The sequence below is a fragment of the Psychrobacter sp. P11G3 genome, assembly GCF_001435845.1.
GTDB lineage: Bacteria > Pseudomonadota > Gammaproteobacteria > Pseudomonadales > Moraxellaceae > Psychrobacter.
Genome location: NZ_CM003596.1, coordinates 2,266,717 through 2,279,077, shown reverse-complemented (window position 1 = coordinate 2,279,077; position 12,361 = coordinate 2,266,717). Strand labels below are relative to the sequence as shown.

10 protein-coding genes are annotated in these 12,361 nt (G+C 42.5%); 8 read left to right on the top strand and 2 right to left on the bottom strand.

Annotated features, from left to right (window positions below; all coding sequences use genetic code 11):
* Nucleotides 1–69: 69 nt before the first annotated feature.
* Complete coding sequence (locus tag AK824_RS09110; protein WP_057760914.1) at nt 70–1,125, top strand: DUF1365 domain-containing protein; 1,056 nt, start codon at nt 70–72, stop codon at nt 1,123–1,125.
* A 134-nt stretch (nt 1,126–1,259) separates the two neighbouring features.
* On the top strand, nt 1,260–2,714 hold the full coding sequence (locus AK824_RS09105) for an SAM-dependent methyltransferase (RefSeq protein ID WP_082624619.1): 1,455 nt from the start codon (nt 1,260–1,262) through the stop codon (nt 2,712–2,714).
* 116 nt (nt 2,715–2,830) lie between these two features.
* Here the strand turns inward: AK824_RS09105 and AK824_RS09100 are convergent, their stop codons facing one another.
* Complete coding sequence (locus AK824_RS09100; protein WP_057760912.1) at nt 2,831–4,003, bottom strand: MFS transporter; 1,173 nt, start codon at nt 4,001–4,003, stop codon at nt 2,831–2,833.
* A gap of 105 nt (nt 4,004–4,108) precedes the next feature.
* Here AK824_RS09100 and AK824_RS09095 point away from each other — a divergent pair, with 105 nt between their 5' ends.
* From AK824_RS09095 to AK824_RS09080, 4 genes are all read left to right on the top strand, one after another.
* The gene (locus AK824_RS09095; protein WP_264753480.1) at nt 4,109–5,014 is read left to right on the top strand and encodes a LysR family transcriptional regulator; all 906 of its coding nucleotides are present in this window, start codon (nt 4,109–4,111) and stop codon (nt 5,012–5,014) included.
* Between the two features lie 39 nt (nt 5,015–5,053).
* Entirely contained in the window at nt 5,054–5,464 is a 411-nt protein-coding gene (locus tag AK824_RS09090; protein WP_057760908.1) for a DUF2177 family protein, read from the top strand.
* A 323-nt stretch (nt 5,465–5,787) separates the two neighbouring features.
* On the top strand, nt 5,788–6,348 hold the full coding sequence (locus tag AK824_RS09085) for an acyl-CoA thioesterase (RefSeq protein ID WP_057760906.1): 561 nt from the start codon (nt 5,788–5,790) through the stop codon (nt 6,346–6,348).
* A 208-nt stretch (nt 6,349–6,556) separates the two neighbouring features.
* A complete protein-coding gene (locus tag AK824_RS09080; protein WP_057760904.1) occupies nt 6,557–7,645 on the top strand; it encodes a cation diffusion facilitator family transporter in 1,089 nt (362 codons plus the stop codon).
* 158 nt (nt 7,646–7,803) lie between these two features.
* On the opposite strand, the gene dps is transcribed toward AK824_RS09080, so the two are convergent.
* Nucleotides 7,804–8,286, bottom strand: a complete 483-nt coding sequence (gene dps, locus AK824_RS09075) for a DNA starvation/stationary phase protection protein Dps (protein ID WP_057760902.1) — start codon at nt 8,284–8,286, stop codon at nt 7,804–7,806.
* Nucleotides 8,287–8,768: 482 nt separating this feature from the next.
* Between dps and uvrB the strand changes: the two genes are divergently transcribed.
* Both uvrB and AK824_RS09065 read left to right on the top strand, forming a co-directional pair.
* Nucleotides 8,769–10,880, top strand: coding sequence for an excinuclease ABC subunit UvrB (uvrB, locus tag AK824_RS09070; protein ID WP_057760899.1), 2,112 nt, complete (start codon nt 8,769–8,771; stop codon nt 10,878–10,880).
* A gap of 311 nt (nt 10,881–11,191) precedes the next feature.
* Nucleotides 11,192–12,244 carry a pyridoxal phosphate-dependent aminotransferase gene (locus tag AK824_RS09065; protein WP_227511150.1) on the top strand — a complete coding sequence of 351 codons (1,053 nt, stop codon included), beginning with the start codon at nt 11,192–11,194 and terminating at the stop codon, nt 12,242–12,244.
* Nucleotides 12,245–12,361 lie beyond the last annotated feature (117 nt).

Genomic DNA, 12,361 nt, shown 5'->3' with positions numbered 1-12,361 from the left:
CGTTATGTATTCTAAGTGTTTTGAAAGATTCGCTATATAAAAAGTACGCCGTTACCCAAGAGACTATTTATGACCACGTCCGCTCAAGATACCAATGCTATGCCAAGTCATGAGTATTCTTATGATACCACTGCATTGCCGCATCAGCTGTTTGAGGGTACGACATGGCACAGTCGGCTGCTACCTAGTGTGAATAAATTCGTCTACCCTTATCGCTATTGGGGCGTCAATATTAGCGCACTAGCGGCAGGACAGGAACTTCCTGAAATTAGTACAGCAGCATTTGATGAGAGTACAGTTTTAGGAAAGTTACCATTACGTAAAGTATTACCGAAAAAGCTACTAGCAAAAGGTCTGCCTCTATTTTCAGCAAAGAAAAAAGCGCTACAACAATTCTGTGCTGATGACTATCTACAGCATATTGAGCTACAGCATACTGACCTACAGAGTGCTAATAGCCTAAGTAATGATAAAAAACGTGGCAGTAATGTACAGTCTGTTCAAGCACTAGAAAAACGTCTAAGCCGAGCATTTGAGAGATATGCGGGAAGCGCACCTGAAGGCGATATGTTGGGATTGCTTGTCTGCCGTAATGCGGGCATGTATTTTAGCCCAGTTAATTTTTACTTAGGGTTTGATGCGCAGCAAACGCCAACTCATCTGATGGCTGAAGTGTCTAATACGCCATGGGACAAGCGCCATTACTACGGATTTCTTTTAGAAGGAGAGGATACTGATTTTTGTCATGACAAGGATTTTCACGTATCACCTTTTAACCCTATCGATCAGCTGTACCGCTGGCAGGTCACGGTAAAAGGTACAAAAATGGATGAGCATCCTAATATTGGCTTACAAGTGCGTATCGCTATCAATATCAGCGATGAGCGCGGTGAAGTTTTAAAAACTGGCATAAAGATATCAGGCGTACCGATGACAGAAGAGGCTGTTCGTCATAGCTTGCGAAAGAACCCTTTGATGAATATGACGTCATTAACCCGTATTTATTGGCATGCGTTTAAGCTCTATGTGATAAAAAAAGTGCCGTATATCAACTACGATGAAAAATTGGCCGACAGTCAACAGAAAAGCGGCCATCAGAAAAGTAGACAGAAGGAAAGCAGCTAGCAGAAAAATACTAGTCAAAAAGACGTTTTGTAGTTACAGCAATTTTCAAATACCAACAATCCAAAAATTTTGTCAATGTAATACTAAAAATGAATCACTAAAAAACAAAGCATTTAAACAAGGATAAATATACGATGCCAGCACGACCGACCGATCGAGCACCTGTCACAAAACTAGAAAAATTAACTGCTCGTGTGAGCAAAGTAGTTAATGAAAGTGCTGTACTACAGCCAGTCAGCAATAGTGTGAATCACTTAGCGAGAAAACTTATCTTTCGTGCGTTACAGCACGTTCAGTTTGGTAGCCTCACGCTGATTGAAACATTTGACGAGCAGGAACCTAAGGCAAGTAGTTTTGGTAAAGTAGCTACTAATGACGCTAGTAGCTCGGCAGTTGGTCGCCATTCGCTACATGTGACATTACAAATTCATGATCCTGCTGTCTATCGTCAGCTATTACTTGGTGGCTCTATCGCGCTAGCAGACAGTTATATCGATAGTGAGTGGGGTACGGATGATCTGACAGGTTTGATTCGTTTGGCCGCTCGTAACTTAGCAGTGCTCAATAAACTAGAGAATCGTTTTGCTGGTATTAGTAAAGCATTTGAAAAAGCGAAGCATCAGCTGCGTAGCAATGACAAATCTGGCTCCAAATCCAATATCCTAGCGCATTATGATTTGGGCAACGATATGTATGAGCGGTTTTTGGACGATACGATGATGTACTCATCAGCAGTTTATCCTACGCCTGACGTGACGCTCAGTGATGCTCAGCAGCACAAATTATCGCTCATATGCCAACGTTTACAGCTTAGCGCTGATGATAATGTGATCGAAATTGGTACAGGGTGGGGCGGTTTTGCTATTTTTGCGGCCAAGCATTACGGCTGCCATGTGACTACCACGACTATCTCTGATGCCCAGTATGATGAAGCACAGCGACGAGTCGAGGCGGCAGGACTGTCTGACAAAATCACACTGCTCAAGCAAGATTACCGCGAGTTGACAGGTCAATATGACAAGCTAGTCAGTATCGAGATGATTGAAGCGGTGGGGCATGAGTATCTACCGACTTTCTTTGCTAAGTGTAATAGCTTACTCAAGCCAACAGGTCTTATGGTATTACAGGCTATCACCTTTAACGATCAGAATTATCAAGACTATATCGATTCAGTCGATTTTATCCAAACGCATATTTTCCCAGGTGGTTGTCTGCTCTCAAACCAAGAGCTGACGACACAATTTACTGAGCAGACCGATATGGTCGTCAAACAATTACATGATTATGGCTTTGATTATGCGTACACGCTGCGTGACTGGCGTGCTGCGTTTATGGCACAGCGTGCAGAGATTCAAGCGCTTGGCTATGACGATGCCTTTATCCGCCTATGGGAGTTTTACTTTTGCTATTGCGAGGGTGGGTTTTTGGAGCGCACGATCGGTGTGGTACAAGTTACTGCGGTGAAGCCTAACAACATTGATACGCTACATTTTTCTGATCTGCCATCTGCCGTCTTAAATCATAAAACAGTTTTGAACGATGAGACTGTCTTTAACGATGCAGATACGTTAGACAAAGTATCGGTATAAGTTAGGTGATATAGATATGGTTTGTTCATAACATTCATAGGGTCTCATACTGTATAGACAGTTTGAGACCCATCTGTTGAGAGGTTATACATTGAAAGGTTGTATATTAAAAAGTTCTATGATGCTTGCAGAGCACGCTTATCACGCAGACCTGAATAGCGTGTGACCGCTAATGCCATTAAAGAGATAACAGCGCCGATCCAAGCTGTGTCTTGCAATGACATATTTTCAACCACGCTACCACCGATGATTGAGCCTAGTGCAATACCGATATTGAAGGCAGCAATGTTTAAGCCAGAAGCGACATCGACAGCGTTCGGCGTATATTTTTCAGCTTGCTTGACTACGTAGATCTGTAGACCCGGTACATTACCAAAGGCGAAAGCACCCCATACCAAAATAGTCAGCACAGCAGCAATTTTGGATTGCATAGTAAAGGTGAACAATAAAAGAATGACACTTAAGGCGCTAAATATAATGCTAAGCGCACTAATAGGGCCGCGTTTATCTGCAAGTTTTCCGCCCCAGATATTACCGATAGCAACGGACACGCCATATACGAGCATGATGAGCCCAATGGCTGATGGTGCAAATTTGGTTTGCTGCTCTAAGATAGGTGCTAGGTAGGTAAATGCCGTAAACGTACCGCCATAACCAAGGATAGTCATTAGATAAACCAGTAGTAGCTGTGGTTTTACAATGACTTGTAATTGCTCTTTGAACGTTGCAGGGATAGATTTTTTTAGGTTTTTTGGTACTAATATGGCGCTACCAATTAAAGCGATTAAACCCAGTACTGAGACGACCAAAAACGTAGCGCGCCAGCCAAAATGCTGTCCAATCCATGTACCAAGAGGTACGCCAGTGACGAGCGCCACGGTAAGCCCAGTAAACATAATGGCAATCGCGCTGGCTTCTTTTTCTTTACTGACAAGACTGGTAGCAATCATGGAACCAATAGAGAAAAACACACCATGCGCTAGACCAGTCAAGATACGGGCAAGTATTAGGGTTTCATAACTGGGTGCTTGCCAAGCCAGCAAGTTGCCGATGACAAACAGACCCATTAGGCTCATCAGTACGATTTTGCGATTCCAGCGGCCAGTGAGTGCGGTAAGTATAGGGGCACCGATGGCAACACCGACAGCATATAGGCTAACGAGCAACCCTGCTGAAGGTAAGCTCACGCCCAGATCGGTGGCAATAGTTGGTACCAATCCAACGATGACAAATTCGGTTGTCCCAATTGCAAATGCGCTTAGAGTAAGCGCCCATAAAGCGAGTGGCATAACGACATCCTAATAATTAAATGATGCGCGTAGTTTGACCGATTTATAATTTGCAAAAAACAGCACAAATGACAAAATACCTTTGTCAATTTTGTAAAGGTAATCATGATGATGGGACATGCTAAAACAGAAGACATAGAGATATTTTTGACGGTAGTAGACACGGGCAGCTTTACTGGCGCTGCCAACTTATTGAATCAGCAAGTAGCTAAAGTATCTCGTGCAGTGTCCAGACTCGAAGATACACTGCAATGCACGCTGCTAAATAGAACGACACGGCGTTTGGAGCTGACGGAGGAAGGGCATGTCTTTATAAGATATGCGCGTGAGAGTTTAAATACGTTATATACCGGTGAAGAAGCGATTAAGCTGTTAAAACAAGCGCCGAGTGGGCATTTACGGATTGACGCCGCGAGCCCGTTTGTCTTTCATCAACTGACGCCTTTGGTTGGTGATTTTGTAGCGCAGTATCCACATATCACTCTCGACCTTACCTCGCATGACAATATTATCGATTTGCTCGAACATAAGACAGATCTGGCTATCAGAATTGGCGACTTAAAAGACTCAAATCTGCATGCGCGTCTATTGGGTAAGAGTAAGCTGCGGCTAGTAGCCAGTCCTGAATACTTACACCAGCATAATGAAGTGACTCATATTGATAATTTGAATGTTGACGATTTAAGCACTCATAAATTAATTGGCTTTAACGATGCGTCAAAACTAAATAGTTGGCCACTAAAAACTCCAGTTAAACTGAATTTTCATATGACTGGCAGTAGTGGCGAGACCTTACGTCAGCTATGTTTAAATCATCAGGGTATCGCTTTACTGTCACATTTTATGATTGGTGAAGATTTGAAATCTGGACGATTGGTTGAAGTATTGCCCGAGGCGATAGTCAGACCAAACAACCGTGAAGCCATACAGGCGGTCTATTACAAAAACAGTGCCGTATCTTCGCGTATTTTGGCATTTTTAGACTTTATTCAACCAAGACTAACACTATAAATTTTATCCGTTTTTATTCATTTTATAAGAGGTAATATCATGGGTTACGTTTTTATTTATCTCGCTGCTGTGGTTATCTTTTTGGGTGTCGATGCTGTCTGGCTTACGACCATGAAAGGCGCCTTTTATGAGTCGCGTATCGGGCATCTATTGGCCGATGAACCAAACATGATGGCGGCTGGCGTGTTCTATATGTTCTATATATTGGCACTTTGCATCTTGGTTCTATATCCGCAGATCAAAGCTGGCGCATCCGTTGGTCATATCTTCTTACTTGGCGGGCTGATTGGTTTGATGGCTTATGGCACATACGACTTTACCAATCTGGCGCTGTATAAGGGCTTTACGCTAGATACGGCGTTGGTTGACTTTGTATGGGGTGGTATTTTGACCGGTTCAGTGAGTGCGATAGTGGCATGGCTTGCGTATCGCTTTCATTGGTTAAGCTAGCGCCTATATCTTGGCTTATCTAGGGCGTGTCCTCAATTCAATCGATAGTCATCTAAATGGGTTAAAAATAGCTAAATCTTGCCAAACAGCGTCAAATAGCTGACTAATATCTCGATATTATCTGCGCTATTTTCCTTGTTTGACTGCAATTTATCTCATTTTTATCACCATTTTTAAAATGAGGACACGCCCTAACGCTGTTTAAATAGTACCAATTTACACAATTTAGACTGTCTAATGACAGAGGGTCGTTTGTGCTATACGGCGCCCTGCTGTATAAATGGTAGACATAATAAATAAGTGTCAAACCATTAAGGAATATTATGCCGCAATACAATACCAGCTCCACTGCTAAAAAAGCACCATTAAACCATGAGCTATACATGTCAGTACTTATGACGCCTGATATGGCGAATTTCATTGGCAATGTGCATGGTGGGGATTTGCTCAAGATGCTTGATCAGGTCGCTTATGCTTGTGCCAGTCGCTATAGTGGTAATTATGTGGTGACACTGTCTGTCGATCAGGTGATGTTCCGTGAGCCGATATATGTGGGCGAGCTTGTTACTTTTGCAGCCAGTGTCAATTATGTTGGTAATACCTCAATGGAAGTAGGTATCCGCGTCGAAGCAGAAGATGTGCGTGGTCGTACTGTTCGTCATACCAACAGCTGTTACTTTACGATGGTGGCTATCGATGACAACGGTAAACCGACATCCGCACCGCCACTCGATATCAAAAACAAGATGCAACAGTGTCGAGCTGATGCGGCTAAAGAACGAAAGAAGCTGCGTATGGAAAGTTCACATCGTCCAAGTTGTGATTTCGAAGAGATTAATAAGCAGTTTGGCGAGAACGAAGAAAATGCTGAGGTAGAAAAATAGCCCAAGTTATTCAAAGCTATCTAAAGTTATTCAAAGCTATCTAAAATTGTATAAAATTATCTAGTTTTATTGAATTAATAATTCATACAACGACTCACTAAAAAGACACTGATATTGTAGAGCGCTTATTTTAAGCTGATGTATGTTTTAAGCCATTTATCTACGGCGAAAAATTCTACTATCAATACGTTATTTTAGTGAGTCTAGCATGAGTCTAAAGCCATCTATTGCTAATCCCCAGCGCCATTTACTAGCCTCTCCTAAGGCGCAAACACCTCGCGCACGTGGGGCAGGTAATCCTAAAATTCCAAATGACCCTGAATTAAAACATACCCTTAATCAAAGCCCTGAAACCAATGATGAGCATTCAGGCTCACTGATCACTGTGTTAATTGCAGTCGGGGCCAATCTAGTTATTGCAATCGCAAAAACAGTTGCCGCCTTTATGACAGGCTCAGCCTCCATGATTGCAGAAGCAGCTCACTCATGGGCAGATGCTGGCAATGGTACTTTGCTGATCGTCGCAGAAAAAAAGTCCATCAAACCTGCTGATAAGAGCCATCCATTAGGCTACGGCAAAGAGTCTTATGTTTGGTCGATGATTGCTGCCTTTGGTGTGTTTACGGCAGGTTCGATTGTCTCTATTTATACGGGTATCAAAGAATGGAATGCTGCTGAATCTGAGACCAATTACACGATTGGATTTATCGTCTTGGCAGTGGCGTTTGTGCTCGAAGGGATTTCATTGGTTCAGGCTTACAGACAAAGTAAAAAACATGGTGAAGCGCTCGATATCAGTGCACTTGGCTATGTCGTAGATACATCTAACCCAACGTTACGCGGTGTATTCTTTGAAGATTTAGCAGCGGTTATCGGCTTGGTGATTGCCGCTGCTGCTATGGGTATGCACGCTTATACGGGCGAACCATATTGGGATGCGTTAGGGTCTATCATTGTTGGTCTATTATTGGGCGTCGTCGCCATATTTTTGATCAGTCGTAACCGAGATTTCTTGGTCGGACATAGAGTCACTGACCGTATGCACGAATATGTTTTAAGCGAGCTGCTAAATCATCCAGATATCGATAGCGTGTCCTATCTGCACCTAGAGTGGGTTGGCCCAAAAAAGATATTTATGGTGGCGGCAGTAGATATCGCCGGCAATCAAAAAGAAGAGCATATCGCTCAGAAGTTTGAAGAGATTGAAAATTTATTCAGAGGTAACCCAGTCTTTCAAGAGGCTATCTTGACGCTGTCAGAACCTAACGCTGAGCTACTAAGTTTAGAGAATATTTAATCTGGGGTTTGATGAATTGAACATGTAATATGTATGTTTTATCGAATGCTTCTAAGTATTCTTTTTAAATTAACAAAACGCCAAACACAAAAAAGCCGTCAACTATGACGGCTCTTTTTATAACTCTAGTGCTTAGTGACTAGTCAAATTGAATGCTATTATTTCTTCGGTGCGTTTGCGCCGATGAACCATGCATCTTTATCAACGATACGGCTAGCTTCTGTAAACAAGTCAGCGGTGTCTTCATCACCTGCATCGCCAGCAGTAGCAATCGCTTCACGTAATGTCTCTGCAACTTTCTTATAACGGCTAGTTAGCTCGCGAACATGCTGGTCTACTTCAGTGATGTCAGTTGGGTAGTCATCTAGAATAGACTCTTTGACTACGCGACTTGCCAAACCGTTTGGTTGACCGCCTAGGATTACAATACGCTCTGCGATAGTATCGGATACTTCAAGGATGCGATCTGATGTTTCATCTAATAACTGATGCACACCGATGAAGCCGGTGCCTTGTAGATTCCAATGGCACTGTTTGCCATCTAAGGTCAAATCAATAACGTTTGCTAGGTTAGCGTTTAGCAAATCAATCATTTTTTTCGCAGTTTCGTCTGAAATACCACTTGCGTAACGTTCTCTCATATTTTACTCCGTCATTTATTTAAAATTATTATATTGAATGAAAGTTCAATGTATTTTTATTGGTTTTCTATTCGATGACAATCAAGTTAAAACTAATGATAAAAATTGCTGTAAAGCTATCCATTCATTAGTACTGAGCACTAATACTTGAAAGTCATCAACTTGTTAATTCAAGAACGATAATAGCAGCTTAACTCAGTGTTGGTACCCTTGAGTGTTAGGCTTTGTTAGGTGGTCGTGTAACGAGTTTGTTAACCGTGAAAAGCTTTGTAAATTTATCGAATACTGTGTGCGTTTTTTATAACGATGTAAGTTTTATCCGCTACTATTAAGCCTTAACTTTTAATAAATAGTACATTCATATACTAATGCTTTGAGCAGCGAGAGAGCGTTTCTACTATAGGATAAGACTCCTTATTCTCCTTTAAAAACCGCTGCTCAGACCCCATATTGTTATAAACCTTAAGAAGAAGAAAGCCATTATGCGAATGCCTGAACCGCGCTCATCGCGTCAGTTAAATCAATTGGCCACTCAGCTCCAAGGCGAAGCTGAAATTAGTGGTGTTAATGCGTCAGGGACGCAAATATCAAGTCGTGCCTTTGAGATGGTTACTGACTTTGAGCCAGCAGGCGACCAGCCGCAAGCCATCAAAAAGCTAGTTAACGGCATCAATTCGGACATGGACGAGCAGTTGCTATTGGGTGTGACTGGTTCTGGTAAGACCTATACCATGGCAAAGGTCATCGCTGAAACTCAGCGCCCAACCATTATTATGGCACATAATAAAACGCTAGCGGCTCAGCTATATGGTGAGTTTAAATCGTTTTTTCCTAATAATGCGGTTGAATATTTTGTCAGCTATTATGATTACTATCAGCCAGAAGCATATGTCGCTGCGAGTGATACCTTTATCGAAAAAGACAGCGCTATCAATGATCATATTGATCAGATGCGTCTGTCCGCCACGCGTGCCTTGTTAGAGCGCCGCGATGCGATTATTGTCGCTTCGGTATCCTGTATCTATGGTTTGGGTGATCCAGAAAGCTATCTAAAAATGCTATTGCATGTCGTCGTAGGCGATAACATCGACCGTACAGCGACTATCAAGCGTTTGGTTGAGATGCAGTACACGCGTAATGAGCTAGATTTTGGCCGTGGTACGTATCGCTTGCGTGGAGAGCTGTTAGATATCTATCCTGCTGAGTCTGAGCAGCTAGCCGTACGTGTGCATTTATTCGATAACGAAGTCGAGAAGATTACGTGGTTTGATCCCTTAACGGGTAAGACGGTACGCAGCGTGCCACGTATTACTATTTATCCAAAGTCGCACTATGTGACGCCGCGTAATAAGTTAGAAGCTGCCAGCCATACTATTCGTGCTGAGTTAGAGCCGCGTTTAGAGTACTTCCGTGACAACAACAAACTGATCGAAGCACAGCGTCTCAAAGAGCGTACTCAATATGATTTGGAGATGATTCAGCAGCTTGGTTACTGTAACGGTATCGAAAACTACTCACAGCATCTCTCTGGTCGTCCATCAGGGGAAGCTCCGCCGACGTTGTTTGATTATATTCCAGAAGATGCCTTACTATTCCTTGATGAATCCCATGTGACGGTTTCGCAGATTGGTGCGATGTATAAAGGCGATAGATCGCGTAAAGAAAACTTGGTCAATTATGGCTTCAGATTGCCCAGTGCGATGAATAACCGCCCAATGAAGTTTGAAGAATGGGAGCGTATCAAGCCCAAAACCATTTATGTTAGTGCTACGCCAGCGCTATATGAACTTGAGCATAGCGAGCAAGTCGTAGAGCAAGTCGTCCGTCCGACGGGTCTGATTGACCCTGAGATTGAGATACGTCCTGTCTTGACGCAAGTCGATGATGTGCTATCAGAGATTACCAAACGCCGCGAAAAGGACGAGCGTGTGTTGATTACCACATTGACTAAGCGTATGTCGGAAGATTTGACCAGTTACCTTAAAGAGTACGATGTGAAGGTCGCTTATCTACATTCGGACATCGATACTGTTGAGCGTATGCAGATTATCCATGAGCTCCGTACTGGCGTGCATGATGTGCTGGTCGGTATCAACTTATTACGCGAAGGCTTGGATATGCCTGAGGTGTCACTGGTAGCGATATTTGATGCTGATAAAGAAGGCTTCTTGCGTTCAGAGCGTTCGCTGATTCAGACCATTGGTCGTGCAGCGCGTCACTTAAACGGTAAAGCCATTCTCTATGCCGATAGTATTACGCCAAGTATGCAAAAGGCAATAGACGAGACGGATCGTCGCCGTGATAAGCAGATTGCCTTTAACCTTGAGCATAACATTACGCCAAAAGGTGCTCGTCGTAGTATCACGGACAAGATTGATACTGGTGAAAGCTTGGATGCCAATGACAATCAAGCTATCCCAGTTAAGAGTAACTTGCCAGATGTGGATATCAATATCTTGCGTAGTCCTGATTTGCTTGCTAAAGAAATCAAACGATTAGAGAAGCAAATGCAGCAAATGTCGCGTGATTTGAAGTTTGAAGAAGCAGCAAAAACGCGTGACAAAGTACTAGAGTTAAAAGCACATTTAATCTGATAGATTGGGTTAAATATTAAGGCTAAAAAGAGGCTAAACAATAGCGAAGGTGAGGTGCTTTTTGAGTACCTCACTTTTTTATGGTTTATTCAATATCGGAATGTGCAGAATACTTGTAATACAACGCATTGCCACTTACCATATCCGCATAAATCTCACCATCCATAGAATATTTCAAAAATTTAAGTCGCAAGCTAACAAGCCGAGCACGTGTAATGCTTTATTTGGGCTAGGCCTACTGTTTTTATAGCTCACATTATCAACATAGACTGAATTTTTGGAATGGACATAATCTAGGCGTATTATTCACTGTGCTTACCAACAACTTAATAGAATTAAACTCTAACGAAAATTCACTCGGCATGTCAGATGCTGCCAAAAAAGCCGTTATCGACTCTTTAGACATCGGTTTTCGTTATCCTGATGACCAACGTGCAGCTCTGATTACCAAAGTCGCTGAGATAAACGGTGTGACAGAGAGTCAAATCTCACTGGGCAGTGGCTCTAGTGAAAATATTCGTACTGTCGTCCAAATGCTACAAAATCAAGCATTAGTAGCAGGTAAAAAATTCCAAGTTATCGTGCCGCATCCAACCTTTGCCTATGCTGAATTATATGCAACATCCATCGATGTACCTGTGATAAAAGTACCGCTGATGACTGGAAATTACGCCTTTGACTTGCAAAGCATGCAAAAAGTGGCTGATGATTTTAATGGTATTAGCTTGTTTTATCTGTGCAATCCAAACAACCCAACGTCGACTATTACTGACACAGTAAAGCTCAAAGAATGGGTAGGGCATGTACCAAGTAACCATTACTTTTTATTAGATGAAGCTTATTCAGAGTATGTGACTGATCCAAGTTTTGAGAGTGGTGTTGCATGGATACGAGAGAAGTACTCAGAAAATATCGTTGTGGTGCGTACCTTTTCAAAGCTATGTGCACTCGCTGGCATGCGTGTCGGCTATGCAGTGGCTAGCCCGCAAATGATAGCCAAACTAGAGGCTTTTATCTCGATTGATAATACCAATTTGTCAGGTGCTGTAGCTGCATTAGCGACTCTTGATGATGAAGATTTTTTGGCATTGAGCTTACGTACGGCCAATCAATCGCGTCAGCTGGTTGAGCAAGCATTAGATGAGCTTGGTTTGCGCTATTTGCCATCACAAGCCAGTTTTATATTCCATGAAATAAAAGGCGATGTGCAAACCTATATCGATAGAATGCGCGAACATGGTATTGCGGTCGGACGTGAGTTTGCACCTATCACTGGATTTAATCGATTAACACTTGGCAGACCTGATGAAATGGCAGTATTTGTAGAAGTACTCAAATCATTTCGTGAAAAAGGTTGGGTTTAACTAAGTCAATGCAGTTCGATAATAAAAAAGGGAAGTTGCTTATTGGTAGCTTCCTTTTTTGTTGTGTTTATTTCGGTTGTTGGAACTGTATTGAAGCCAGAATTAAATGTGCATTTT

Coding starts and splice junctions, on each gene's coding strand:
- dps (WP_057760902.1), bottom strand. CDS start 8,286: ATGAGAGAACGTTACGCAAGTGGTATTTCAGACGAAACTGCGAAAAAA.
- uvrB (WP_057760899.1), top strand. CDS start 8,769: ATGCGAATGCCTGAACCGCGCTCATCGCGTCAGTTAAATCAATTGGCC.
- AK824_RS09085 (WP_057760906.1), top strand. CDS start 5,788: ATGCCGCAATACAATACCAGCTCCACTGCTAAAAAAGCACCATTAAAC.
- AK824_RS09110 (WP_057760914.1), top strand. CDS start 70: ATGACCACGTCCGCTCAAGATACCAATGCTATGCCAAGTCATGAGTAT.
- AK824_RS09105 (WP_082624619.1), top strand. CDS start 1,260: ATGCCAGCACGACCGACCGATCGAGCACCTGTCACAAAACTAGAAAAA.
- AK824_RS09090 (WP_057760908.1), top strand. CDS start 5,054: ATGGGTTACGTTTTTATTTATCTCGCTGCTGTGGTTATCTTTTTGGGT.
- AK824_RS09100 (WP_057760912.1), bottom strand. CDS start 4,003: ATGCCACTCGCTTTATGGGCGCTTACTCTAAGCGCATTTGCAATTGGG.
- AK824_RS09095 (WP_264753480.1), top strand. CDS start 4,109: ATGATGATGGGACATGCTAAAACAGAAGACATAGAGATATTTTTGACG.
- AK824_RS09080 (WP_057760904.1), top strand. CDS start 6,557: ATGAGTCTAAAGCCATCTATTGCTAATCCCCAGCGCCATTTACTAGCC.